The following is a 25,235-nucleotide window of genomic DNA, read 5'->3' as shown; positions in this document are numbered from 1 at the left end:
TACGCACGAATGGACTTCAGCACGCAGCATGATCTAACGGGTACGCATGAATGGACTTCACCGCGCAGCATGATCTAATCGGTTCCGAGGGATAAACTTCGTCACACAGCGTCATCCAATCGATTCACGTATGTGAATTCCAGCACCTGCAGCATCCACCCCCAAATGGATCCGGCTGCTAGTCAGCCGACCAGCCCTGCCGTTCCTGCAAAATCCCCAAGTATTCGCGCCAAGGGCCGACGTCCTCCTGGTACCGCTTGGCCATGACCCTTGTGATTTGCGCCATGTGAGTCAAGTCGTGTACGACCCAAGTAGCGAGCAGCTGTTTTATGGTCACCGTTCCGAACGCCGGATGCTTGCCCTTTCGCGCCAACAGTTCGTCAGTGGTGATGCAAGCCTTGAGTCTGGCCACATTTTGCGCGCGGAGTATGCTGAAGGTATCCAAGCTTTGCTGAATTCCGGCGGCTTCCTGTTTATCCAAGTGGGCGAAACGGTCGAACGGCGGGAACAGCTGCGGCTCCCCGTCCTGCAGCATCATCTCCAGACGGGGCATCCAATTATGCCTCTCCCCTTCAATGAGATGATCGATCACCTCTTGCACGTTCCACGTTCCTTCCCCTTCTCTGCACGCCAGCCAGCCATCCGACAAGCCGGATACGAAGGAGGCGAGTGTCCCCGGTGTGCGTTCCAACACTTCAATCGATTCGCTCAGCGCAAATGTCACCCTGCATCACACTCCTTTATCGGAATTCCCCAGGGGGAGACCAATCTCCACTCCTGGAACAACACTTGTAAATGGTCAAGGATCAGAGGGTCATTGCATGGTCAAGGACCGGAGATCATGGACCGGAGACCATTGTACGGAAAAGAGGAAGTTCAGTGACCTCTGCCAAGAACAGATGCCCACAACCGCCGGACGCGGCATCCAGCGCAAGTCGCCGGAACATCGGCAGCGCCTGGCTATCCATTTAGGTGCGCGCTACATCGTAGAGCACTCTGACGATGATGTCCTGCTGGTAATTGCCGAAATGCTTGCCATAGATCGTCAGGCCGCCGGCATGGTCCGCATCGTCAGCAATCAGGCGAAATTTGATATCTGCGGCATGCGAAAGCGCGAGCTGATCGATGGTGACATCCGAAATGCGGAAGCCGTCGATGAAGGAGCCCTCCTTGTTGACACGCAGCAGCTTGTTCATCCCATATTGGTTCAGATAAAGAGGCCACCAATCCGGACTGCAGCTCCCCTTGACCCCGCCGAAATCGCCGGGGGACGTCCAAGTTCCCAGCTTGACACCGTTGATGGAAAAGGAAATATCGGAAGGCCAGTTGTTGTTATAGCCGGGAGCTTCCGAACCGAGTTCCATAATGAATTGAAGCTCGCTGAACTGCTGGTTGGCTTTCAAATAATTAGGGATGCGATACTCCAAGTATCCTTTGCTCAGCCAGATGATACTCGCGTGGATGCGTTGCGGGTCTGCGAAGTAGCGGGGATCGTCGAATTCCCCGATAATCGCGTCTTTCGTGGCAAGTCCGCACGTAGGCTCTGCTTCATAATCGCTGTAATGCCCAACCTTGATCTCGTATTCATACAAATTGTCCGCCTCTTTGCCCTTCAGGTCGACCGTGAGCAAATCTTCGTGGAGATAGCAAATTTTCTGTATGCCGTGCTTGCCGACGGCGGTGGAAATATCGATCAAGCCGCTCTCTTCCAGCTTTTTGATGTGCATCGTGACGGCGCCGTTCGTCAGATTCAGCTTTTCTGCAAGCTCGTTCAAATTCAGGCTGTCATATTTCGTCAGAAGCCCGAGTATTTCAATACGGATTTCTGAGCTGAGGGCCTTGAAGATGGGGAGCCCTTGCCGCAGTTCTTTGATATGGATCAACCCGATTTCCATCCCTTCCACAAACTAATTTAGATAATTATAAAATAAAAGAAAGGGAATGAAAAGCAGCTTACGGCGAAGAGTTTCAGGAATGAGGCCAGTTCATGTTGACAAAAAGAAAGGAGGCAACTAGTATGTTAATATAAAATGATTTATAAAAACATAAAACAAAGGGTGAAAAAAATGGCGAATACGCTTCAAGCTAAGATGATTGTAGACAAGGATTTCACCATCGCGGACATTGATAACCGCATCTATGGCTCCTTTATTGAGCACCTTGGGAGAGCGGTGTATGGCGGCATATACGAGCCCGGGCATCCGATGGCAGATGAACAGGGGTTCCGGAAGGACGTTATCGACCTTGTGCGGCAGCTGCAGGTGCCGATCATACGGTATCCCGGCGGCAACATGGTGTCCGGCTACAACTGGGAGGACGGCGTAGGGCCGAAGGGCGAGCGCCCGAGACGGCTGGAGCTGGCATGGCGGACGATTGAGACGAACGAGGTAGGGACGAATGAATTCGTCGACTGGGCCAAAAAGGTCAATGCCGAAGTCATGATGGCGGTCAACTTGGGCACAAGGGGCATCGAGGAAGCCAGAAATCTCGTGGAATACTGCAATCATCCAGGGGGAACTTACTACAGCGATCTGAGAAAAAAACACGGATACTCGGAGCCGCATCGCATCAAAACATGGTGCCTGGGCAATGAGATGGACGGCCCTTGGCAAATCGGCCACAAGACAGCCGAAGAATACGGACGTCTCGCTTTGGAGACGGCGAAGGTGATGAAATGGGTCGATCCGACGATCGAGCTCGTCGCCTGCGGCAGCTCAAGCGCGTCCATGCCTACGTTCCCGCAATGGGAGGCAACCATTCTCGAGCATACGTATGAGGCTGCCGATTATATTTCCCTGCACCAGTATTTCGGCAATCGCGACAATGACTCCGCCAGTTATTTGGCTTCTGCCATGGAGATGGATCATTTTATTCGAACGGTGATCGCCACCTGCGACTACATCAAGGCGAAAACCCGCAGCAAGAAGACGATGCAGCTAAGCTTCGATGAATGGAATGTGTGGTTTCATTCCAATGAGGCCGACAAGAAGATCGAGCCATGGTCGATTGCGCCTCCGCAATTGGAGGACGTGTATAACTTCGAAGACGCTCTCCTCGTAGGAAGCTTGCTGATTACCCTGTTGAAGCATTCGGATCGGGTGAGAATGGCGTGCATGGCTCAGCTCGTCAACGTCATCGCGCCGATTATGACAGACAATGGCGGCGACGCTTGGAAGCAGACGATTTACTATCCGTATATGCATGTCTCCTTATATGGCAGAGGCATCGCGCTGCAGCCTGTCATCTCCTCGCCGAAGTACGATGCGAAGGCGTTCACAGACGTCCCTTATCTGGACTCGGTTGCCGTCTTCCATCCGGAGAAGGGAGAAGTAACCGTGTTCGCACTTAATCGCAGCTTGGAGGACAGCTTGGTGCTCGACTGCGATCTGCGCAGCTTTGGCCACTGCGAGCTGCTGGAGCATATCGTGCTGGAGGGCGACGACCTCAAGGCGGTGAACACGCAGCAGCACGAGGCGGTGAAGCCCCATAACCGGGGAAATGCCGAAGTCCGGGACGGGAAGGTTACAGCCCGGCTGGCCAACCACTCGTGGCATGTCATTCGGCTGAAGGTGAAGGAATAGCTCGCTGACGCCAGGAGTTGATGAACAATTTGCAAATAAAGACTGCCCCCGCAGGCACACTACGGCTGTACGGGAGGCAGTCTTTTTATCATATATTCTTGAACTTTATGCAAAGTGTCAGCCCTTGGAATCAAATGAAGAAATCAAGACTCCATTTCGGTCGACAAGCCCTAGCGCATATGCTTCCTCAATTATGCTGAACCGGACTTGTTGAAAATTCCCATAGCCGTGATGCTGCGCGTAGATTTGGTTGTTCGAGATTTCTGTTTTGGGAACTGGTCTGGCATACTCCGGTTTCCCTGCTGTATTCTTTTCCAAAGCGTCCATAAATTCCTCGAACGACATGGAAGTAGTCTTAGTTGGAGCTTGGCCTTGAATCTGGCTTATTAAACGGTTAGCAACTGTAAGTTTTGTATATGCAGCAAATTCAGCTGTTAGCTTGCCAGACGCGTCTACTGCTCGTGAAGCATTCATACCCTCTCTCCTTTCTTCCTAATATAATCTATTTATCGGAAATCCATGGTTTTTTCTTGAGAGTAATCTCGGTATAACGGAAAGAGGGCAAGCATACAGTTGGCAAACTAGTTTACGGGCATATAGAGGTTGTCGTAAACGACTGAAAGGGCGGAGCATAATCTCGGGCCTGCACGTTAAAACGGCCGCTGGAAACGTCAGGGGACGGGGCGGCGGATGACCGTTTGTCTATTCTTTTTTAGTTGGGGAGTAGATGGATTTTTTTGCTGGCATAAACGGTTGTCAAGGAACTGGCAGTCAGACATGGAGGATTCCGATAGTTGCAAGTAGAAGTTAACGTATAGGCTTTTGTTACCTTCGTGGAACACTCCATGCATGCAAGTGAATGGCAGGCAAGCGTTCGCGGCTCGTCCCGGAGCCAAAGAGCCTAATGATAGTGGCGTCCACACGATAATACCAACGAGGTGATGACATGGAGGGCAAAGCAACCGTCCGCAAATATGAGAACAGCATACAGGAATTTGCGATTCCGGATTATCTCTTTCGCTTTCAGCTTCACGGCACCCATTGGCGAATGGTGGATCCGGGCTGGCAGTATCCCATGCACGCCCATCACTTTCTTGAGATTAATCTGGTGCTGGAAGGGGAGCAAGCGACTGTTATTGGCGATAAGGAATGGAAGCAGCGCGCCGGAGATATCTTGTATATTCCGCCATGGGCGCAGCATTCAAGCAGAAACGGCGGCGACGGCGCGATGACCTACATGAGCCTGCATGTGGATATGGATGACGAGGTGCTCTACCCTCTGCTCGCACAGCTGGATTGCACCTTGATTGCATCAGGTACAGAGATGAATGGCAAAATACGGCGCTGCCTGGAGCCTTTTGTGCGCTCGCTGGAGCAATCCGCTCCTCCAGCCGGGATGGAGGCGACGAATCGGGTTGTTGGCCTGCAGTTAACGACGATCCTCGTTGAATGGGCGCTGGCTGAACGCAATGTCGATGCGGGACCGCAGGAGCTCGTCCTGCCCCGTGATCAACTGCAATTTAGGGAAAGAAGCTTCATGGAGAAAAAAGTCAAGGAACTGTTCGCGGACAGCCGCCATACTGCGGCAATCTCGCGCGATGAGGCATGGTTGCCGCATTTTCGCTGGATTGGGGTATATACAGTGCATTTCTTGGAAGAGACGTTCTGGGACAAGACAACCCGATTCTCGGCAAAGCTTTCGTTAGAAGAAGCCTTGGATGCGCTCGGTACGGTTGTAGTGGTGATAAGGGAGCCGATTCTGAATGTCGTAGTTTTTTCCAACCAGTTTACTGTGCCGCCCATGGAGGACTATGTGGGGCTGTGCAAGTCAGTGCTGGAGAAGAAACTCCAGACAGGCGTGGCCGTCTCTCTGGAGGGCGTTACCTCGGACATTGCTGAGGCAGCCAAGCTGTATCGCGCCAGCAAGCAGACATTCCTGAACGAGCCTTTATCCGCTTGGCGGTCGCGTGATTTCATCCATCGCATCATTCGCGACGCGATCCGCTGCATGGAGGAGGAATACACAGATCCGGGTCTATCGCTTGCCCAGCTGGCCAAGCGAATGGAGATTACCCCGAATTATCTGAGTGCCCTGTTCACTTCGCAAACCGGACGCACCTTTTCCCAGCATTTGTCGCAAATCCGCATGCATCATGCGAGGAGGCTGCTTCGCGAAACCAATATGAAAATTTATGAAATCGCCGAACGATCGGGATATACCGATTATACGTATTTCAGCAGGGTATTTCGCAAAACCTTCAGTGTCAGTCCGAATCAGTACCGAACATCCGCTTTGGTGAAGCCTTCATCGAAGGAGGACAGTCCGCCGGTGCAGGAATTGCGGTAATTTTCACTTTCCGGTTGGTATAGAAAACTGCAAGAAATCATAGAAGAATACATGTTGTTCCTTTATTCATACAAGTATGATAGTAAGGAATATCTTGATGGAATATGAATGAAGGAGTTGCGAAATGAAGAACATACCGAAACCAAACCAACCGTTAGTGACGCACATCTATACCGCGGATCCTTCTGCACATGTTTTTGAGGGCAAAATTTATATTTATCCCTCTCACGACTTCGAGCATGACGGGCCCAGCAATGATAATGGGGATCAATATTTGATGGAAGATTATCATGTTCTGTCGATGGACAATTTCGAATCCCCGGTGGTCGATCACGGGCAGGCTCTTCACTTGAAGGATATACCGTGGGCTTCCAAACAGCTTTGGGCGCCGGATGCCGCTCGCAAGCATGATACGTATTATTTGTATTTTCCTGCGCGGGATCATGAAGGGATTTTCCGGATTGGCGTAGCGACAAGCTCATCGCCGGCGGGGCCGTTCAAGCCGCAGCCGAATTATATAGAAGGCAGCTTCAGCATTGATCCGGCTGTGTTCGTGGACGATGATCAACGCGCTTACATGTATTTCGGCGGCTTATGGGGCGGTCAGTTGGAGAAGTGGCAGACGGGCTCATTCTTGCCGGATGCAGACGGTCCTGCCGGCGATCAGCCTGCGCTTGGTCCGCGTGTGGCGCTGCTGAGCGAGGACATGCTCGAATTTGCAAGCAGTCCGCAGGAAATTTCCATCGTCGACGAGCAAGGCAAGCCTATCCTGGCCGGTGACGAGGACCGGAGATATTTCGAGGGACCGTGGATGCACAAGTACAACGGGAAGTACTATCTTTCCTATTCTACAGGCAGCACGCACAAGCTGGTCTATGCGGTGGGCGACAGCCCGATTGGACCTTTCACCTTCAAGGGTACAATCCTGACCCCGGTCATTGGCTGGACGACGCATCACTCGATCATTCAGTTCGAGGACAAATGGTATTTGTTCTATCACGACTGCTCGCTGTCCAATGGCGTGAACCATAAGCGCTGTATCAAGTACACAGAGCTGAAGTACAACGAGGACGGGACGATCCAGACGATAGATCCATACAAATAAGAGGAGGAATCCTCCAACATATCGGGGCAGCTGCATGCTAACGGAAATGGGAGGCGTTAATTGATTAAGTTGGACTCATTTGGAATTGTAACGGAACCCAGCGACCATATTGCTGCGATATTGTGCCTGAATGTCCCCCAATCCGTCGATTAAGAGCTGTGAGTTCCGTTAGAGCGGGGAAACGGCAATAATGAGGCCAATAAGGGCTGTGACTTCCGTTAGACTTCTGTTGGACTCCCGGCAAGCCAATCTCGAGCGTGTGTACTCTGCAAAAGAGCGGCATGGTGTCCTTCATGGAATCATCGAGGTACGGAATCACGGAAGCGTACCCGATTGCGGGGCAGTCAACAGTCACTCTGGAGGAAACGCCGTCCGATACTCTTCCCGAACTAGGCCGAAGAAGATCCAAGGGTTGGGCAGGAATAAGACATTCCGCCCAACCCTTTTTAATTGTGCCGCCGATTGTTCAGAACATCGTGCAGGGGTCAGGACAGAAACTGAAAGGTCGTCAGCCGCACCTCTCCATGCAGCTTGAAATACACATCGTGCACCCCTGCCGGGATATGCACACTGCCCGTCAAGCTCTGCCACGTGCCACCAGCTTCTGCGCCGGGGATTGTGCAGGTGCCTGCGAGTGCCCCGTCGGGTGCGGCGAGCCGGATTTCCAAGGAGCCGCCGCAGGTCGAGGCGGCGCGCAGGGCGATGGACTGAACAGGCTGTCCGAAGGCAGCTGACCGATAGCAGAGCCATGCGCCCTCTTCCTGCGTGGCGGCAACGCAGCTGAGCCCGTTCTCGCCTTCATGCAGGATGCAGGCAGAGTAATCATCATAATTGAAAGCTTTCGTAGCCCGCATGAGGTCACGGTTCGGAATCGTCTCGCCGACTATGTCGAACGATTCGCTCAGCTGGATATCGGCGGAAGACCTGCCGACCATCAGCGTATACCTGCCGCTCTCCACGCAGAAGCGCTCCCGGGTTACATCCCAGATCGCAAGCTCGGCGGCAGGAAGCTTGAAGGCAATCTCCTTCGTTTCGCCTGCGGCGATATGCACGCGCTCGAAGCCGGCCAGCTGCTTCAGCGGCCGCTTCACTCTGGATTGGCCGGCGCGGACATAAAGCTGCACGACTTCATCGCTTGCGTACGGCCCTTGGTTCGTCACACGAACAGCGACGCGCAGACTTTCGTCGGCCGAGATCCGCGAAGCGCTCAGCCGCAGCGAGCTGTAAGCGAACGGCGAATAGGTGAGGCCATGGCCGAACGGATACAGCGGCTCTCCGGTAAAGTACTGGTACGTCCGCTCCCCGCGAATGATATCGTAATCCATCAAGTCAGGCAGCTGGTCCACAGAGCGGTACCAGGTGAAGTTCAGCCGTCCGGCAGGCGGCGCATCGCCGAATAGCGCATCGGCCAGCGCCCGTCCGAGCTCTTGCCCTGCATGCGACGTGTACAGAATGGCCGGGATTTCGGCATTGACTGGATTCAGGGCATACGGGTAGCTGCCGACTACGATGACGATTGTGTTCGGATTGCGCGCATGCACTTCACGGATGAGCCGTTCCTGCGAGGCGGCGAGCGTAATATCCGGGCGATCGATCGTCTCCTTGCCGTTAATCAGCGGGTGGTTGCCGACTACGACAATAGCCGAGTCTGCCTCTGCAGCCGCATCAGCCGCCAGCGCCAAGCCGTCGGAGACGATCTCCATCACGAAGCGTTCGCCCTGCCGGGCAGCGGCAGCCAACTCCTCGCGGTCCGCGGCGCTGACTGCACCGGCGATCCCGACAGGCCCAAGCTCCGGCTGGCCGTTCGCTGTCAGTACCGCCAGGCTGCCGTCCTCGGAACAGCAGACGGGCAGCCGATTCCAGGTGGTGAGGGCAATGCTGTCCTGATCGGCCGGGTACACGTGCACGACTTCCTTCGTAAACCAGCCAAATATCTCATCTGCAGTTGCGTACATATGGGCATCGTCAGTCGTGACGAACTTGCCTGTCGTCTTCGCTTGCAGCGTATGGCTGTCCCAGCCCCAGTCTGTCAGCACGAAGGCTTCGGCATGCTCAGCCTTCGCGGTATCCGCGACCAAGCGGCCTTCAGGGGACAAGCGCACATAGTGTCCGGTTCGGGCACACTTCAGCTTCATAACCGACGACCCGCTGGCGTGGCCTACCGCGGCTTCACCCAATCTGGCGCGGATGCCTTCCAGCGGGGTAACGGCATAAGGAAAGCTTCCGCTGTACCAATCGCGATAAACGGCGTCCGCCAGCGGCCCGATGACCGCCACCTTGGACAGCCTTGACGCGTCAAGCGGCAGCGCGCCTTGCTCGTTCTTAAGCAGGACGATATTCTCTCTTGCTGCCTGCACCGACACCTGCGCATGCTCCTCGCGGCAAATGACAGATTCGGGGATGGCTGCGTACGGGTTCAGCTCCTCCGGGTCGAACTCGCCCAAGCGGAAGCGGACGCGGAAGGTGTTGCGCAGAGCCGTGTCGAGGTCATTCTCGCTCAGCAGGCCGTCCGCAAGCGCATCGCGAATCGCCTGCTGCGAGATGGCGTGATCGTCGGTAATGCTGTCAATCCCGCTGCGAATGGAAGCGGCAACCGCTTCCTTGTCGCTCGACATATAGCGGTGGTCGCGGACTGTGCCCAACACATCGCCCGCATCGCTTACGATGAAGCCGTTCATCCCCCACTCATCCTTCACAATACGCCGAATGTCCGGATTCAGGTTCGTCGGAATTCCATTAACCGCGTTGTAGGACGTCATCATCGAGAGCGCGCCGCCTTCCTTGAAAGGACGCTCGAAAACCCGCAAATAATATTCCCGCATATTGCGCGGATCGATGCTGATCGAGCACGCGGCCCGATCGATCTCATTGTTGTTGCCAAGGAAATGCTTCAAAGTAGCGACCGCCTTCAAATAGAAGGGATGGTCGCCCTGCATTCCCTGCACAAGGGCGGACGCCAGCTTGCCTGCAAGGAACGGATCTTCGCCGTACGCTTCCTCTGTGCGTCCCCATCGCGGATCGCGTTCCAGATCGACTGTCGGCGCCCATAACGTCAAGCCGTGCAAAGCAGGGTTTCTGCGGAAGAAGCCGCGCGCCTCGTCCCCGATTACACTGCCGATTCGCCTTAGCAGTTGCTTGTTCCAGGTGCAGGCCAAGCCGATCGGCTGCGGGAAGGTCGTCGCTTCGCCGAGCCAGGCAATGCCATGGGCGGCTTCTGTGCCGTGCTTGTACGGCTTGATCCCGAGCCGGGGAATTTCCGCTTGATATTGACAGAGGAGCAGAACCTTCTCCTCCTGTGTAAGCCGGGAGACAAGATCGTTCACCCGCTCCTCTAACGGAAGCCGGTGATCCTGGAACGAGCAGGAGACAGAATCTGTGGACATGTCAGGCAACCTCCATTCGGATTAAATGTAACCGCATACAAAAATAGCGTGGCTGCAGCATATCCCCCATTATACCGAAATACTGGCGCACCCAACTACCCTAGCAATTGGCCAACAAATCCATAGACAATTAGCGAAAAGCTTGGGAATTGCGGACTAGGCGCCTTCCCATGACTTCCATATTCTTATATATACGGCCATTTTCTCATATTTCAGAATAGCGGAAAACGCTTTAGTATGAAGGTACAGGCGAAGAAAGCCAAGCGGGCCGTGCAGGAATGAGAACGCTTTCGGGGAATGTAAGAGTAGGAACAATGGCGGCGCTTGTTCCCTGAAGGGCGAAGCCTGTTTGGAGGAAGCATGCATGATCCGTAAGCTCATACGCAAGCTGAATGATATGAAGCTGCGCAACAAAATGATCCTTTCCTATATTGTTGCGGTAATTGTGCCGCTGATGCTGATCGGCTTCTTTATGGTGAATGCGTACCGGCAGATGGCGCTGGACAACGCATACGAGCAGAGCAATCAGAACGTGGAACGGGTCAAGCAGCGAACGGCTGAGGCGCTGGGAGTGCCGATGGACTTGTCGCACCGGATCTCGCTGGACGCGAAGCTGGAGGAACTGGCAAATCGGGCATACCAGAGCCATTACGAGATCACCGAAGCCTATCAGCAGTACGATACCTTTCGCACATATCTCGACTTTAACCAAGAGATTAACAGCATCAAGCTGTACATCGACAACCCTACCTTGCTCAACAACTGGGAGTTCTATCCCTTGGATGCCGTGACTGCGCAGACATTCTGGTACCAGTCCGCCATCCAGAACGTGGGGCGAATCGGGTGGTATTATTTCAAAGAATCCCATTATTTCTCCAAGGACTCCTTAAGCCTGGTGCGCAGCATTTATTTCCGCGCATATAACAAAACGGGCGTCCTGCTGATCGGGCTGGATACCAACTACTTGAACTCGATCCTGCGCCAGGAGCCGTTCGATACGATACTGCTGGACGAGCATCAGGTTGTGGTTGCCTCCAATCTTCCAGGCATGCTTGGTGCGAGACTGGAGGAAACAGACCTGGGCGAAATTTCCGGACTGTCGCCAGGGGCTTACGAGATGAGCGTGAAGGGAGAGCGCTCGAAGGTGTTTGTGGAGGCAATTATGCCGGAGAACAGCTACAACCAGCTGCAAATTGCAACGATCCTGCCGATCAACAGCATAGTCGGCGATGCCGATCGGATCGGTACGATCGGCTTTACGGTAATCGCGGTCAGCTTTGCCGTTTCCGTCATTCTTATCTCGCTCATATGCATGATGCTGACGAAGCGTTTCCTGCGGCTGAGCAAGCAGATTGGCAAGGTTTCGATCGGCAACTTCAATTCTGTCATCGAAGTGGACGGACATGACGAAATTGGGCAAATCTCGAGACAATTCAACCAGATGGTATACAGCATCAAAAATTTGATGGAGGAAATTCGGACTTCCCAGGAGCAGCAAAATCAGCTAGAGCTGAGGCAGAACGAAATCAAGCTGAAGATGCTCGCCAGCCAGATCAACCCGCATTTCCTGTACAATGCGCTTGAGTCGATCCGCATGAAGGCGCATATTCGCGGGGAGAAGGAAATCGCGCAAACGGTGAAAACGCTCGGCAAGCTGATGCGCAAAAACCTGGAAATTACAGGCAGGCCCATCGCGTTGAAAGAGGAGCTCGAGATTGTGCGCTGTTATCTGGAAATCCAGAAGTTCAGGCATGACGCAAGGCTTGCTTACCGGATTGACGTCGAGCCTGCTGCGAATGCTGTGGAGCTGCCTCCATTGATCATTCAGCCATTGGTAGAAAACGCCGTCATTCACGGCTTGGAAGGAATGCATCAAGGAGGGATGATCGCCGTATGCGCAGCCTTGACGGATGGGCATCTGCAGGTTGAGGTGAGGGACAACGGCAGCGGGATGCCGTCGGACAAGCTGGAGGAAATTCAGCAGGCCATCGGAGATCAGGAAGCCCAGAGAATCGGGCTGCACAACGTTCAGCAACGGCTGCGGTTGACCTATGGACAAGCGTACGGGCTGCAAATCGAGAGCGGGGTCGGGAAGGGAACGACGATTCGGCTTCGCATCCCCATGGAGGTGTAGCGGTGTGTTTACGGTTATGATTGTGGACGATGAGCCGCTCATTCGCGAAGGCTTGCAGACGATCATAGATTGGGAGGAGCAGGGTTTCGCAATAGGCGCGGTTGCGGTAGACGGCAAGGATGCGCTGGACAAGCTGGAGCGCTGTTCCCCGCATCTGATGATTGTCGATATTCGCATGCCCGGTCTCGACGGGCTGGAGCTGATGCAGATGGTCAGGGAGAAGTATCGCGCTATGCGTTTTCTCATCTTGAGCGGCTATGCGGATTTCGAGTACGCGCGAAAAGCGATGATGGTCGGCGCGGACGGCTATATACTTAAGCCGGTGGATGAGGATGAGCTAATCGAGCACTTGACTGCTGTGCGCAAGACGCTGGAGCAGCAGGCCAGGGAGAACCGCGCCCTGCGGGGCAAGGAGGCTTGGCTGCAGGCGATCCTGACCGAGGAAGATCCGGAGCTTCCGCCGCAGGACGTGCTGGAGCAGCTGGATTTGCACTGGCCGCATTATCAAGTGCTGCTTATTCAGGTCGCGGACCCGGTTGAAGCGAATGGGCTGCAGCCGGTATCCGTGCATAGAGTCATCGCGGAGCGGGTGCAGCAGGAGCAGCTGGGCTGCGTCTTTGATGCCGCTCCTTACATGGCTGTGCTGCTGCGCCATTCGTACAGATCGGAGCTGCAGCTGGGCTTGCTGCGGGACAAATTCCAGCGGGCAGTCGGGAGGCAGGCGGGTCATCTCGCGATGGCTGCCGGCTCTCCAGTGGACAGCCTCCGGCAGATCCGGCACTCTTATGAGGAAGCCGTGTGCTGGATGCAGCAAAGATTTTTCCTGGAGGATGACGGTGTGGCGAGCGTCTATACAGCCGGAAGGCAGCAGGAGAGGGAAGCCGGAAGCCGGCTTATCGATGTGGGTGAGTTGGCCAATCAGCTGTCCTACGCGCTCGGCATCGGGAGCGGGGAAGGGGCTGCCCGATTGCTGGACCAAACCGCCGCTGCGATGCGTGATGCGGGGATGTCTGAGCTGGAGGTGAAGCTTGCATTCGTACGGATGCTGACGACGGCCATCCATAAGTCATCCATGCAGCAAGCCGAGCGGGACGCCGCCCGCGAAGACAAGCTGGCCTGGCTTGGCGGCATTCATAGCCAGCCCACGCTCAACCGGCTGCTGCACTATGTGAAAGCGCACGTTGAACCATTCGCGGCAGCGAGCGGGAAGGATTCGTCCGACCTGATAGTCAGGCAGATGATCGATTTGATCCAGCGGCATTATCGGGACCACCTGAAGCTGGAATCGCTTGGCGATGTGTTCAATTACAACAGCGCCTATTTGGGGAAGCTGTTCAAGAGCCGGACAGGCGAATATTTCAATACGTACTTGGACATGGTGCGCATAGAGAAGGCGAAGGAGTTGCTGGAAGCAGGCATGAAGGTGTATCAGGCGGCCGAGCAAGTCGGATACACGAATGTGGATTATTTTCATACGAAATTCAAAAAGTACACAGGCGTTTCGCCCTCGGCATACAAGAAAAAATCATAGCCCCGCGCCCAGCGGCAGCGAGCAAACCGCCAGCATCGAAGTTGATTCTGGCGGTTTTGGCATGTCCGTGAAAGCGCATGCAATTTCCATATGATTTTTGGTGGAATGTGTCGGGTATTTGCTGGTCCCTCCTTCTTTTACAATAAATGTACCACGCGAAAGAGAAGGGGTCTTGCTATGAAAGCGAATACACAAGCGGCGCAGCCCGTTCCCGGACGGAAGGCCGGAACGAATCGGTTCTGGTTCGTCTTCAAGCAGCAGAAGCTGCTGTATCTGATGTCCATGCCTTTCGTCGCATGGGTGATTGTCTTTCAGTATGTCCCCTTGTGGGGGTGGACGATCGCATTCCAGAATTACAAGCCCGCTCGCTCGTTTTTTGAGCAGGAATGGGTAGGGCTGAAGCACTTTCGCGAGCTGCTGCAGGATGAGCGCTTCTACTTGGCGCTTAAGAACACGTTAGCCATGAGCGTGATGGGGCTGATCGTCGGCTTTACCGTTCCCATCCTGTTCGCGGTGCTGTTGAACGAGCTGAGATGGAAGAAATTCAAGAGCTTGACGCAAACGATCTCCTACCTGCCGCATTTCGTATCCTGGGTCGTTGTGGCCGGTCTCGTCTACAAGATGCTTTCCCTGGAGGACGGCGGCTTGAATCAGCTGCTGATGTGGCTCGGCGCAATCGACCAGCCCATCCAATTCATGGCGAAGGGAGAATGGTTCTGGGGCATCGTCGTCCTGTCCGACCTCTGGAAAGAGATGGGATGGAACTCGATCATCTTCCTCGCGGCCATATCTGCAGTCGACCCGCATCTGTACGAAGCGGCCAAGGTGGACGGAGCCGGGAGGTGGAGGCAAATCTGGCACGTGACATTGCCGGGCATCCGCGCGGTTATTATCGTGCTGCTCATTCTCTCCATCGGCAATCTGATATCGATCGGATTTGAGAAGCAGTATTTGCTCGGCAACCATCTGGTGGTCGATTACGCCGAGGTGCTGGATTTGTATGCCTTGAAGTATGGCCTGCAGCTCAGCCGCTTCTCGTTCGGTACGGCCATCGGCATCTTCAATTCCATGGTGGCGCTTCTGCTTGTGTTCACCGCGAACGCCCTGTTCAAGCGCTACAGCAACGAGAGTGTCGTATAGGAGGGGAGACTTGTGGCCCAATCAAAACCTTATTCCCGATTAAATGTGTCCGACCGTCTATTCGATATCGGCAACGTGCTGTTCATGATTGTCGTACTGATCGTGACCCTGTATCCGTTCCTGCATGTGCTGGCCTTGTCGTTCAACGATTCTGTGGATACCGTGCGCGGCGGCATCACGATCTTCCCGCGAGAATTCACGTTGGAGAATTACAAGGTCATTCTGACCAAGGACAGTCTGCTGACGGCCTTCGTTGTATCCGTATCGCGCACTGTCGTCGGCACTATACTCGGCTTGATCGCCTGCTCCATGGTCGCTTACACGTTGAGCCGCAGAGATTTTCAGGCAAGAAAGCTGGTCTCGGTCATCTTGCTGCTGACGTTGTATGTGTCGGGCGGCTTGATCCCGGTATTCCTGCTGTTCCGCGATCTGGGTCTGCTCAATACGTTCTGGGTGTATGTGCTGCCCGGCATGGTCGGCGCGTTCTATGTATTTGTCATTCGCTCCTTTATGGATAATTTGCCCCATGAGCTTCAGGAGTCGGCCAAGCTGGACGGCGCCAATGACTTCGGCATTTATGCGCGCATTATTCTGCCGCTCTGCAAGCCTGTGCTGGCTACGATTGCGCTGTTCCTTGCGGTGGGCCAGTGGAATTCCTGGTTCGATACGTATTTGTACAACGGATCATCGCCGCACTTGACGACGCTGCAGTTCGAGCTGGTCAAGATATTGCAAAGCACGCAAACGAGCATTGAGCAGGCCCGCTTCAACAATGTGGCGCAGCAGGCACAGTTTGTATCGCCGGACTCCATCAAGATGGCGATTACGATTGTCACCATCGTGCCGATTTTGCTCGTGTACCCGTTCCTGCAAAGGTATTTTGTGAAAGGGCTTACCCTCGGCGCTGTCAAGAGCTGAGAGGCGTGGAACCTATCGGTATGTACAGGCTTGCGGCCTGTGAATACAATAGAGATAACTTAAGGGAGGAAAACAAATGAAATTCAAGGTGGTCAAAGCGGCAGGCTTGCTGGTGATCGCTTCCATGCTGGCTTTTGCAGTCGGCTGCAACACCGGCAATCAGGCGGGGAACCAGCCGACCGGCAACAACGGCAATGCTTCCTCGAATGCGAACGGGGAGGGCGATGCGCTGGAGCCGATTACGTTCACGGCCTTCTTCCCCGATCCGAACAACGAATGGAACAACATGGAGGACGATATCGGGAAGGTATTGCAGGAGAAGACAGGCGTCACCCTCGATATCGAATTTGCAGTGGGAGATCCGGATCAGAAGATCAATCTGATTGCGGCTTCCGGCGAATATCCGGACCTCATCGCGCCGAAGGGAACGAGCGGAACGCTGGTCGAAGCGGGAGCCTTGCTGGACTTGACGGATCTGATTAACGAGCATGCGCCGAACATCAAGAAGATGATTGGCGACCAGATGGACCGGTTGAAGTACAGCAGCGAGGATGAATCCATCTATTTTATTCCGAACCTGGAGACGATCGACCATCAGAGCTTCGACGCGACCGGCACCTTCAATCTGCAGCACGCGGTTGTGAAGGAGCTGGGTTACCCGGAAATTAATACGTTGCAGGATTACGAGAATGCGATCAAGGCTTACAAGGAGAAATATCCGGAAATCGACGGGCAGCCTACGATTGGCGTTACGCTGATCGCCGAGGATTGGCGCAGCCTCATCTCGGTGACGAACCCGGCCTTTATCGCCACGGGCGCGCCGGATGACGGAGAATTCTACATCGATCCCGAAACCTATGAGGCAATTGTCCATTACAAGCGTCCGGAAGAGCGGGAATATTTCCGCTGGCTGAATCATATGAACAATATCGGGCTGCTAGATCCCGAAAGCTTCGTCCAGAAGTACGATCAATACAAGGCGAAGATTGCGAGCGGCCGCGTGCTGGGCACGATCGATCAGAAGTGGCAAATCCAAGAGGCGGAGAACGCCTTGAAGGCCGCCGGCAAGCCGGAGCGGGCTTACGGTCACTACAATGTCACGCTTGACGGTACATACAAAACGGCCAGCTTCATGCCGACCGGCTTCTCCGGCGGACAAGGCATCGGCATAACCGTCGATTGCAAAGATCCGGTTCGGGCGATCAAGTTTCTGGACTATCTCGCTTCCGAAGAGGGACAAATTCTGGTAAACTGGGGCGTAGAAGGCGTCACCTACGATGTGATTGACGGCAAGCGCGTGCTGAAGCCCGAAATCGCCGAGTTGAAGAGAAATGACGGCAACACGTACAAGAAGACGACAGGCATTGGCAACTATTTATTGTCCCTGCGTTACGGAGACGGCGTCCAGGATTCCACAGGCAACTATTTCACCCAAAGCTTCCCGGAGGAAGTGCGCAACAACTATACGGACATCGAGAAGGAAATTTTGGCAGCGTACGGCAAGGAGTTCTGGAAGGACTTCTTCCCTGACGAGGAGGAGTTCGAGGTTTCCCCTTGGGGACGCGCCTGGAATTTGAACATTCCGGCCGATTCGGAATACACGGTCATCAAGGCGAAGTTCGACGAGCTGGTCGACAAGCGGATCGCAGAAGCGGTTCTCGCCAAGCCTGAGGAATTCGACGCCATCTACGACGCCATGCTCGACGATTTCGAGCGCATTGACGTACCGAAGATGGAGGCGGAATTTTCCAAGCATCTGAAAGCCAGACTGGATTTGTGGGGCGTAACGAAATAAGGAATCGCTCGAATGGCATACAAAATGGAGGGGTCCTTCTGTGAAGGACCCTTTCGTACTTGCGGGCGTACTTGATCCATCACGGGATAACGGGAATGGGAGGATGAGACATGAAGGCGGACATGGACAGTCGCGATCAATGGAAACTGTGGTACAGCTCCCCCGCCTCGGCTTGGGAGGAAGCGCTGCCCTTGGGCAATGGCAGGTTGGGCGCCATGGTGTACGGGGGAGCCGATAAAGATGTGATCCAGCTGAATGAGGACACGCTATGGTCAGGGTTCCCGAGAGATACGGTGAATTATGAGGCAAGAAGGTATTTGCGGCAGGTTAGAGAGTTGATCCGCGAAGGAAGGCATGCGGATGCGGAGCGGCTCGTTCAGGCGCACATGCTGGGCAGCAATACGGAGAGCTATCAGCCGTTAGGCACACTCATCCTGCATGCGCAGGGTGCTGCGCCGAACGATTATCGCCGTGAGTTGAACCTGAACCAAGCTGTTGCCGAGACCCGTTATGTTCAGGGGGAACAACGGGTTCATCGCGAGTATTGGATCAGCGAACCGGATCAGGTAATGGCCGTGCGCACGCAGGCGGAAGGCAGCGGGACGCTTCATCTCACAATGTGCCTGGAATCGCCGCATCCCCACACGGTCCGGCAGGAAGGCGAACGGGAAATCGTCCTGAGCGGAAGGGGCCCGAGCCATGTAGCCGACAAGCATCTCGGCAACCATCCGGAGCCTGTGCTGTACGAGCAAAATCTCGGGACGGAATTTGTAATCCGGCTGCATGTCGATGCGGAAGACGGCCGTGTTGCGGTGGAGGCGGATGGGAGGATCACGGTTCAGGCTGCGCGGGCCGTGACGCTTTATCTTACAGCGGAAACGAACTTTCGCGATTACGAGACCCGTCCGAAGCCTGGTGATCTGGCGCCGCTTCGCCGCACGCAGGATACTATAGCCGCCGCACGCAGGCGCGGATATGAGTCGTTGCGGAAGCGGCATACGGAGGATTATCGCGCATTGTTCGACCGGGTGCGGCTAACGCTCGGGGATAGGGATGCAGCGCTGTCGGCAATGTCAACGGACCAGAGGCTGGAAGCCTATGCCGCATCCCCGCTGGATGCGGACCTGGAGGCGCTCTATTTCCACTTCGGCCGATACCTGCTCATATCCTGTTCCCGTCCGGGGACTCAGCCTGCCAATCTGCAAGGCATCTGGAATCCGCATGTGATGCCGCCCTGGAACAGCGATTATACGACCAATATCAATACGGAAATGAACTATTGGCCGGCTGAGGCATGCGGATTGAGCGAATGCCACGAGCCGCTCTTCCGCCTGGTGGAGGAGCTGAGCGCAACGGGCGGCCGGATTGCGCGCATTCACTACGGCTGCCGCGGTTGGACAGCTCACCATAACGTGGATCTGTGGCGCGCAGCCGGCCCTTCAGACGGCCACCCGAAGTGGGCCTTCTGGCCGCTAGCCGGCGCATGGCTGTGCCGTCATCTGTGGGAGCATTATTTGTATACCGGCGATCTGGAATTTCTGCGCGGGCGGGCATACCCGCTCATGAAGGGCGCCGCCCAGTTCGGGCTCGACTGGCTGGTTGAGCAGGAGGGGCTGCTGGTGACCAGCCCTTCGACCTCGCCGGAGAACAGCTTCCTGACAGCCGATGGAAAGCCGTGCAGCGTCACTGCCGGCGCCACGATGGATGCGGCGATCCTGCGGGAGCTGTTCCGGCATTGCATCGAAGCCGCAACACGGCTGGATCTGGACCCGGCCATGCGGGAGCAGCTGGCGTCTGCGCTGGCGAAGCTGCCTGCCTATCGCATCGGCAAGCATGGACAACTTCAGGAGTGGCTGGATGATTACGACGAAGCGGAGCCTGGACATCGGCACTTCTCGCACCTGTATGGGCTCTACCCTGGCAGTGACATCAATGACAGCTGTCCGGAACTGCTTGCGGCAGCGAACACTTCCATCGAGCGCCGCCTCGCACACGGCGGGGCGCATACCGGCTGGAGCTGCGCATGGCTGATCAACCTGTATGCGCGCTTGAAGGATGCGGAGCGTGCGCATGCTTCCATCCAGACGCTGCTCAGCCGATCCACGCTGCCCAATCTGTTCGACGATCATCCGCCGTTCCAGATCGACGGCAACTTTGGCGGCACCGCCGGCATCATCGAGCTGCTGCTGCAAAGCCATCAGGATTGCATAGAATTGCTGCCGGCCTTGCCCGAGGCGTGGGCTTGCGGCAGTGTGAGCGGTTTGCGGGCGCGCGGCGGTTACACGATTGCCATGGAATGGGCAGACCGCAAGCTCGTCCGGGCGACGGTCACAGCCAAACAGTCGGGCTTCTGCCGCATCCGTTACCGGCATCCGCTCGCAGCAACGGCGTCGAGCGGGGAAGCGGTGGCGGTGCAGGACGGAGGCTTCGCCGTTGAGGAAGGCTGCACCTACGCGCTCGCATGTATAGATTAATTCCGTGACAGATTTCGCCGCATAGGGTCATACGGGGATGAATCTTCGCAATGGAGCTGGCTCCAAGTCATGACGTTGACTTGGGAACAGCTCTTTCTGCTGTGTTCGCCTGGCATCCTCCATTCCAGTCAATCCTGCCCGTCGTCGAAGCATTCGCAAGCATCCATCGAAAATGACAAATGTAACTATATCCGGTTTTCACGAGTTGGCATACTAGAGGAAATAAGTGCAGAAAGGGTGTTAACGGATGCTGGTAGCTTCCATGCAAGGGGTAGTCAAGCGGTACGGCTCCCATGTGGCGCTGGATTACGCGGATCTTGCCGTTTATGAGGGAGAAATACTTGGATTGCTCGGCCCGAACGGCGCGGGGAAAACGACGCTCATTCAGACCTTGACAGGGATGGTTCCCTTCGAACAGGGACGGATCGAGCTGTTTGGCAACGCGAAGGAGCCTTTCTCCCATGCCAACAAAGAGAAGCTGGGCCTGGTTACGCAGGAAATCACCGTATACGATGAGTTGACGGCTAAGGAAAACCTGCAATTTTTTGCCGGGGTATATGGGCTGAGAGGGAGCGAGAGGAAGAAGCGGGTGGAAGAGGCGCTTGCCTTTGTCGGCTTGGCGGAGCACGCGAACAAGCTCCCGACCAAATTTTCCGGCGGGATGAAGCGCAGGCTGAACATCGCTTGTGCGCTTACCCATCGTCCCAAACTGCTGATCATGGATGAGCCGACAGTAGGAATCGACCCGCAGTCGCGCAATCATATTTTGGAATCGGTCAAAAAATTGAGGGAGCAAGGGACGACGATTCTCTATACGACGCACTATATGGAGGAGGTACAGGAGATTGCTTCCAGAGTCGTGATCATGGATCAGGGGCAGATGATTAAGGAAGGCACAGTGGAACAATTGATCCAATCCATCCAGCATGAGGAGCGGGTGCACATCGATGTTGCGGATGAGACCCGCCTCCCGCTGGAACGCCTGGAAAGCATTGCAGGCGTGAAGCGGGTATCGCTCTCCGGAACCCGGATCACCATTGTTTCCGCAGCAGGCTCGGGCAACTTGGACCGTATTTTATCCTTGGTGAAGGAGTACACGGGCGTGCTCGGCATCCAATCGGAGAAGCCTGACCTGGAGGATGTATTCCTCACCTTGACGGGCAAGCAGCTGAGAGACGGGGGGCGAGCGGAATGAGAGTGCTTTCCACAGTAAAATTTACAGCGCTTCGCATGATTAGAAACTATATCGTCTTGCTGCTGCTGCTTGTCGTTCCCATTGTGTTGATCTCGGTATTCGCCATCATCCTTTCGGACACCGTTACGGAATCTGGCGAGCGGCCCTTGCACGGAATAGCCAAGATCATGGTCGTCAGCTTTCAATTGTTTGCCGGTTCGATTGTGATGTCGTATATTCAGCATGAGTTTTTCACGGCGCACAAGATGAGGCTTGGCGTGCTGCCTTTCCGAAAGGAATTGTACGCATTTTCGATCATGATGTGCGGCACGGTGTTTTCGATCTTGCTGGGCGTGGCGCTGATGACGTACTCTCAATTCGTGTTGGGGGTGCCTTGGGGGAACTGGGCTTGGTCGATCTATGTGATTGCCTTGATGTCGGTATTGTCGAGCACTGTCTGCCTGATCTTCACCTTCTCCGTGCGCAACTTCAAATTGGCGGAGCGGTTAAGTGAAGTGTATGGCGTTGGCTTTATCGCGCTTGCCGGTTTGTTCTTTCCCATGCCGAACAATGCTTTCTTCGATTTCATGGGCTCCTACGGAAACCCTCTGGTCTTATCCATGCTGTCCATTCAGGCGATGGAGCAGTCTGATGCAGGAGAGGCTTGGTTTACGGCGAATATTCTGTTAGGCGCCATCGTTCTCTTGTTCTTGCTTATGCTCGCATTGGGCAGGAGGAAAATGGCATGACCGTCTTTCAGTTTGTTCTGAAAAGAAGCTTTCGCAACGTGACCAATTTGATCTTTCTCACGCTGTTCCCGGCAGCTTGCATCTTCTTGCCGCAAGGCGACCCATGGCCCCTGCTCCCATACGGCTATCAGTTTTTTGGCATTCTTCTCCTGTTCGTCAGCATCCGGCTGACCTTGAACATTCAGGCGGATCGGGCGACCGGTGTCATGAAGCGGCTGTCGGTCGCTCCGCTCAGCCATTTCCGTTACTTGAGCCAGAATCTGTTGGCCTATTTGCTGATTATCGCCGCACAGTGTACGCTTGTAGTCTATGGAGGCGTGTTGTACGGACAGCCGCTGTATCAGCCTTTCCTGCTGCTGATTCTTTATATTTCTTACAGCTTGGCCGCCTTGGCTGTAGCTTTGGCATGGGTCTCGTTTTTCCGCAATAAGGATGTGGCGTTTTTTGGTTTTGTGTCGCTTGTTTTTCTGGTTGCTGTGCTGGGCGGCCTTATGATTCCTGTGAGCATGTTCCCGGAATGGCTTGCCCGCATAGCGGTTTTGTTCCCTACCTACTGGCTGGCTGAAGGCCAGAATTGGATCGTCTTTGGCGGGAAGTCAGGCGAATTTTTGTTTGTGAATGTGATTTTATGGATATACGCTATCGTGTTTATGATTATCGGCAGCATGAGAAAGATTCACTGAAGCGGGGGGAGAAGGATGGAGATGAGGATGAGGATGGAGCCGCATCTGTATGTGAACGGTTGGCGCTTTCTCACGATAGGCGTGCTGTTCCATCTGTGGGTGATCGGCCAGTCCTCAGCCGATGCCCTGGTGCTGATCCTTCTCCTGCTCGTGATGGCCTGCTTGCGCTGGCGATTTGCGCTCCCGGCATGGACTAGCGCCATTGACGCCTCCCTATGCCTGGTTTACGCTCCGTTTACCGCGATTAGCTGCTACGGTTTGGCCCTGCCTGTATTCGAGCTGGCCCTCAAAGGGAGATGGCTGCTGGCCTTGCTGCCCTTCGCCAGCTTGTTTTTATTTGCTTCCAACCCTGGTTTTTTGTTCTGGTATCTCCTGCAGGCTCTGTTTTTTGGCATGTTCTCATCGATTGCGTTGCACAATGAGCGAAGGTACAGGCTGGAAGCGGATAATCAGCGGAAAGCCCGATATGAGCTGGAACGCATCAAGCTCGACTTGCTCGCAGCTAACGAATCAGCAGCCCAGCAGGCAGAGCTTATGGAAAGGTATCGCATTGCAAGGCAGCTTCACGATCATCTGGGGCACGATTTGACAGGCGCGTCCCTTGCGCTGCAAGCTTATGAATATGTTCAGGATCCCGATGAGGCCCGGAAGCTGCTTGAAGAAGTGAAGAAGCGCTTGGAGCGCAGTACGGTGAGCCTGAGAGAGACGGTTCATAATATGACGCCCGTATCGCGAATCGGCATTGAAAACTTGGAAAACATCGTGAATCAATTTCCGTTTGCGGACATTCACTTTCAGAAATCGGGCGACATGCTGCTGGTTTCGGCTTATCAATGGCCCTTCCTGGAAGCCTGCCTGAAGGAAGCGCTGACGAACGTGGCCAGACATAGCAATGCAACACAGGTGAAGGTAGACATGCAGGTTTCGCGATCTATCGCGAGATTGCTTATACAGGATAACGGCAGTGTGTCACACGATTCCCCGGCTGGCAGCGGCTTGAGAAGCTTGCAGATGCGGGCTCGCTCATTGGGAGGAAGCTTGTCGGTCAGCCGTGAAGGCGGGTGTCTGCTCGTCTGTGTGCTGCCTCTGGGAGGGAAGGAACAATGAAGCTGATCATCGTCGATGACGACCCGCTCGTATGCCAGAGCCTGAAGCTGCTGCTTGGCAAGGAAGCGGATTTGGATGTGACGGGAGTTGCTGGCAACGGCGAGGAAGCCGTGGCGCTTGTTGACAAGCAGCAGCCTGACGTCATCTTGATGGATATTCAGATGCCGGTCATGGACGGGATAGAAAGCACCCGGCTCATCAAGGAGAAGTATCCGTCTATACACGTTATCATGCTGACCACCTTCCGGGATGAGAAGAATATCAGGCTTGCTCTGCAGGCCGGTGCCGAGGGTTACCTGCTCAAGTCGGCCAACGTGGACAATATGGCTGACCAAATCAGGGCGATATCGGCGGGAATCAGCGTACTCGATACGGAAGTGCTGAAGACGATCATTATGGAGCCCGAAGTCGGACAGTTCGAAGGCTTGACAGACCGGGAGCTGGACATCGTAGAGCTTGTGGCACAGGGATTGTCCAACAAGGAAATCGGGAAGAAGCTTTTCTTAAGCGACGGAACGGTGCGCAATATGCTGTCGATTGTGCTGGACAAGCTGGAGCTTCGCGACCGCACGCAGCTGGCCATCGCTTATTGGCAAAGAACGGGCGGACGGAAATGAAACAGAGGCAGGAGTTTGGATATTTCAGGTGGAACTTATATCTGGAAGGAATATAATGGAACTTCCGTATGGTCAAGGGGGAGGTGAAGAAGTCCGCACATGCAAGGTGAAAAGGTTATCAGCAAAGGGAGGAAAATATCAAGTGTTCAGTAGTTCCGCAAGTGAAAATAAAATAGGAGGAGTGAGTGTAGCATGAAAGCCTCTGTCATTATTCCCACCTACAACCGGTTGTTGCTGCGGCTTATCGTGAGTGAAGCGGGGCGTATCGCCCGCCGCGTAGTATGGATACGGGAAACAGCAGCGCCCTTGCCCGGATTTTCGTATGAACAGGCTCAAGAGTTGGGCGGAGGGCTCTTGCTGTGCCACCTGCGCAAGAAAGCTGTACAGCATGAGAATCCGGAGCTATACAGCCGATAAGAACGCCGCACTAGCAGGAAACGGTCGGCATTCCTTGGGTGTCGACGTTTTTATCTGCTTAGGCTTTGGCATACTCTAAA

The 25,235-nt window shown here is 54.7% G+C and carries 19 protein-coding genes; 15 read left to right on the top strand and 4 right to left on the bottom strand.

The annotated features are described in order from the left end of the window. Positions 1-178: 178 nt before the first annotated feature. Together XYCOK13_RS17000 and XYCOK13_RS16995 are read right to left on the bottom strand one after the other, a co-directional pair. Positions 179-724, bottom strand: a complete 546-nt coding sequence (locus tag XYCOK13_RS17000) for a DinB family protein (protein ID WP_213413435.1) — start codon at positions 722-724, stop codon at positions 179-181. Positions 725-968: 244 nt separating this feature from the next. Next, positions 969-1,883: an ArsR/SmtB family transcription factor gene (locus tag XYCOK13_RS16995; protein ID WP_213413434.1), complete on the bottom strand. Its 915-nt coding sequence runs from the start codon at positions 1,881-1,883 to the stop codon at positions 969-971. 183 nt (positions 1,884-2,066) lie between these two features. Between XYCOK13_RS16995 and arfA the strand changes: the two genes are divergently transcribed. After that, positions 2,067-3,581 carry an arabinosylfuranosidase ArfA gene (arfA, locus tag XYCOK13_RS16990; protein ID WP_244865227.1) on the top strand — a complete coding sequence of 505 codons (1,515 nt, stop codon included), beginning with the start codon at positions 2,067-2,069 and terminating at the stop codon, positions 3,579-3,581. A gap of 117 nt (positions 3,582-3,698) precedes the next feature. Here the strand turns inward: arfA and XYCOK13_RS16985 are convergent, their stop codons facing one another. Beyond that, on the bottom strand, positions 3,699-4,055 hold the full coding sequence (locus tag XYCOK13_RS16985; RefSeq protein WP_213413432.1) for a YolB family phage-derived protein: 357 nt from the start codon (positions 4,053-4,055) through the stop codon (positions 3,699-3,701). Between the two features lie 472 nt (positions 4,056-4,527). Here XYCOK13_RS16985 and XYCOK13_RS16980 point away from each other — a divergent pair, with 472 nt between their 5' ends. Further along, the gene (locus XYCOK13_RS16980) at positions 4,528-5,928 is read left to right on the top strand and encodes an AraC family transcriptional regulator (RefSeq protein ID WP_213413431.1); all 1,401 of its coding nucleotides are present in this window, start codon (positions 4,528-4,530) and stop codon (positions 5,926-5,928) included. A 124-nt stretch (positions 5,929-6,052) separates the two neighbouring features. Then, complete coding sequence (locus tag XYCOK13_RS16975) at positions 6,053-7,033, top strand: glycoside hydrolase family 43 protein (RefSeq protein WP_213413430.1); 981 nt, start codon at positions 6,053-6,055, stop codon at positions 7,031-7,033. Positions 7,034-7,518: 485 nt separating this feature from the next. Here the strand turns inward: XYCOK13_RS16975 and XYCOK13_RS16970 are convergent, their stop codons facing one another. Next, a complete protein-coding gene (locus XYCOK13_RS16970; protein ID WP_213413429.1) occupies positions 7,519-10,416 on the bottom strand; it encodes a glycoside hydrolase family 3 protein in 2,898 nt (965 codons plus the stop codon). A gap of 364 nt (positions 10,417-10,780) precedes the next feature. Here XYCOK13_RS16970 and XYCOK13_RS16965 point away from each other — a divergent pair, with 364 nt between their 5' ends. From XYCOK13_RS16965 to XYCOK13_RS16910, 12 genes are all read left to right on the top strand, one after another. After that, the gene (locus XYCOK13_RS16965; protein WP_213413428.1) at positions 10,781-12,550 is read left to right on the top strand and encodes a cache domain-containing sensor histidine kinase; all 1,770 of its coding nucleotides are present in this window, start codon (positions 10,781-10,783) and stop codon (positions 12,548-12,550) included. Between the two features lie 4 nt (positions 12,551-12,554). Then, on the top strand, positions 12,555-14,081 hold the full coding sequence (locus XYCOK13_RS16960) for a response regulator transcription factor (protein WP_213413427.1): 1,527 nt from the start codon (positions 12,555-12,557) through the stop codon (positions 14,079-14,081). A gap of 177 nt (positions 14,082-14,258) precedes the next feature. Next, entirely contained in the window at positions 14,259-15,221 is a 963-nt protein-coding gene (locus XYCOK13_RS16955; protein ID WP_213413426.1) for an ABC transporter permease, read from the top strand. 12 nt (positions 15,222-15,233) lie between these two features. Continuing rightward, positions 15,234-16,139 (top strand): carbohydrate ABC transporter permease, encoded by a 906-nt coding sequence (locus XYCOK13_RS16950; RefSeq protein ID WP_244865226.1) that lies wholly within the window; start codon positions 15,234-15,236, stop codon positions 16,137-16,139. 76 nt (positions 16,140-16,215) lie between these two features. Next, positions 16,216-17,934: an ABC transporter substrate-binding protein gene (locus XYCOK13_RS16945; protein WP_213413425.1), complete on the top strand. Its 1,719-nt coding sequence runs from the start codon at positions 16,216-16,218 to the stop codon at positions 17,932-17,934. Between the two features lie 110 nt (positions 17,935-18,044). Beyond that, positions 18,045-20,408 (top strand): glycoside hydrolase family 95 protein, encoded by a 2,364-nt coding sequence (locus XYCOK13_RS16940; RefSeq protein ID WP_244865225.1) that lies wholly within the window; start codon positions 18,045-18,047, stop codon positions 20,406-20,408. Positions 20,409-20,655: 247 nt separating this feature from the next. Further along, a complete protein-coding gene (locus XYCOK13_RS16935; protein WP_213413424.1) occupies positions 20,656-21,603 on the top strand; it encodes an ABC transporter ATP-binding protein in 948 nt (315 codons plus the stop codon). Next, positions 21,600-22,331, top strand: a complete 732-nt coding sequence (locus XYCOK13_RS16930) for a multidrug ABC transporter permease (protein ID WP_213413423.1) — start codon at positions 21,600-21,602, stop codon at positions 22,329-22,331. Before XYCOK13_RS16935 ends, XYCOK13_RS16930 begins: the two co-directional genes overlap by 4 nt. Then, entirely contained in the window at positions 22,328-23,014 is a 687-nt protein-coding gene (locus XYCOK13_RS16925; protein ID WP_213413422.1) for an ABC transporter permease, read from the top strand. The genes XYCOK13_RS16930 and XYCOK13_RS16925 overlap by 4 nt, the downstream gene beginning before the upstream one ends. Positions 23,015-23,035: 21 nt before the next feature. Further along, complete coding sequence (locus XYCOK13_RS16920; RefSeq protein ID WP_213413421.1) at positions 23,036-24,121, top strand: sensor histidine kinase; 1,086 nt, start codon at positions 23,036-23,038, stop codon at positions 24,119-24,121. Next, positions 24,118-24,738 (top strand): response regulator, encoded by a 621-nt coding sequence (locus XYCOK13_RS16915; protein ID WP_213413420.1) that lies wholly within the window; start codon positions 24,118-24,120, stop codon positions 24,736-24,738. The genes XYCOK13_RS16920 and XYCOK13_RS16915 overlap by 4 nt, the downstream gene beginning before the upstream one ends. A 192-nt stretch (positions 24,739-24,930) precedes the next feature. After that, on the top strand, positions 24,931-25,155 hold the full coding sequence (locus XYCOK13_RS16910; RefSeq protein WP_213413419.1) for a hypothetical protein: 225 nt from the start codon (positions 24,931-24,933) through the stop codon (positions 25,153-25,155). Positions 25,156-25,235 lie beyond the last annotated feature (80 nt).

This window comes from Xylanibacillus composti, assembly GCF_018403685.1.
Lineage (GTDB): Bacteria > Bacillota > Bacilli > Paenibacillales > K13 > Xylanibacillus > Xylanibacillus composti.
Note: the sequence above shows the minus strand (reverse complement) of the source record. Positions and strands in the feature narration are given on the sequence as shown.

Coding starts and splice junctions, on each gene's coding strand:
- arfA (WP_244865227.1), top strand. CDS start 2,067: ATGGCGAATACGCTTCAAGCTAAGATGATTGTAGACAAGGATTTCACC.
- XYCOK13_RS16985 (WP_213413432.1), bottom strand. CDS start 4,055: ATGAATGCTTCACGAGCAGTAGACGCGTCTGGCAAGCTAACAGCTGAA.
- XYCOK13_RS16980 (WP_213413431.1), top strand. CDS start 4,528: ATGGAGGGCAAAGCAACCGTCCGCAAATATGAGAACAGCATACAGGAA.
- XYCOK13_RS16975 (WP_213413430.1), top strand. CDS start 6,053: ATGAAGAACATACCGAAACCAAACCAACCGTTAGTGACGCACATCTAT.
- XYCOK13_RS16970 (WP_213413429.1), bottom strand. CDS start 10,416: ATGTCCACAGATTCTGTCTCCTGCTCGTTCCAGGATCACCGGCTTCCG.
- XYCOK13_RS16965 (WP_213413428.1), top strand. CDS start 10,781: ATGATCCGTAAGCTCATACGCAAGCTGAATGATATGAAGCTGCGCAAC.
- XYCOK13_RS16955 (WP_213413426.1), top strand. CDS start 14,259: ATGAAAGCGAATACACAAGCGGCGCAGCCCGTTCCCGGACGGAAGGCC.
- XYCOK13_RS16945 (WP_213413425.1), top strand. CDS start 16,216: ATGAAATTCAAGGTGGTCAAAGCGGCAGGCTTGCTGGTGATCGCTTCC.
- XYCOK13_RS16940 (WP_244865225.1), top strand. CDS start 18,045: ATGAAGGCGGACATGGACAGTCGCGATCAATGGAAACTGTGGTACAGC.
- XYCOK13_RS16935 (WP_213413424.1), top strand. CDS start 20,656: ATGCTGGTAGCTTCCATGCAAGGGGTAGTCAAGCGGTACGGCTCCCAT.
- XYCOK13_RS16930 (WP_213413423.1), top strand. CDS start 21,600: ATGAGAGTGCTTTCCACAGTAAAATTTACAGCGCTTCGCATGATTAGA.
- XYCOK13_RS16925 (WP_213413422.1), top strand. CDS start 22,328: ATGACCGTCTTTCAGTTTGTTCTGAAAAGAAGCTTTCGCAACGTGACC.
- XYCOK13_RS16920 (WP_213413421.1), top strand. CDS start 23,036: ATGAGGATGAGGATGGAGCCGCATCTGTATGTGAACGGTTGGCGCTTT.
- XYCOK13_RS16915 (WP_213413420.1), top strand. CDS start 24,118: ATGAAGCTGATCATCGTCGATGACGACCCGCTCGTATGCCAGAGCCTG.
- XYCOK13_RS16910 (WP_213413419.1), top strand. CDS start 24,931: ATGAAAGCCTCTGTCATTATTCCCACCTACAACCGGTTGTTGCTGCGG.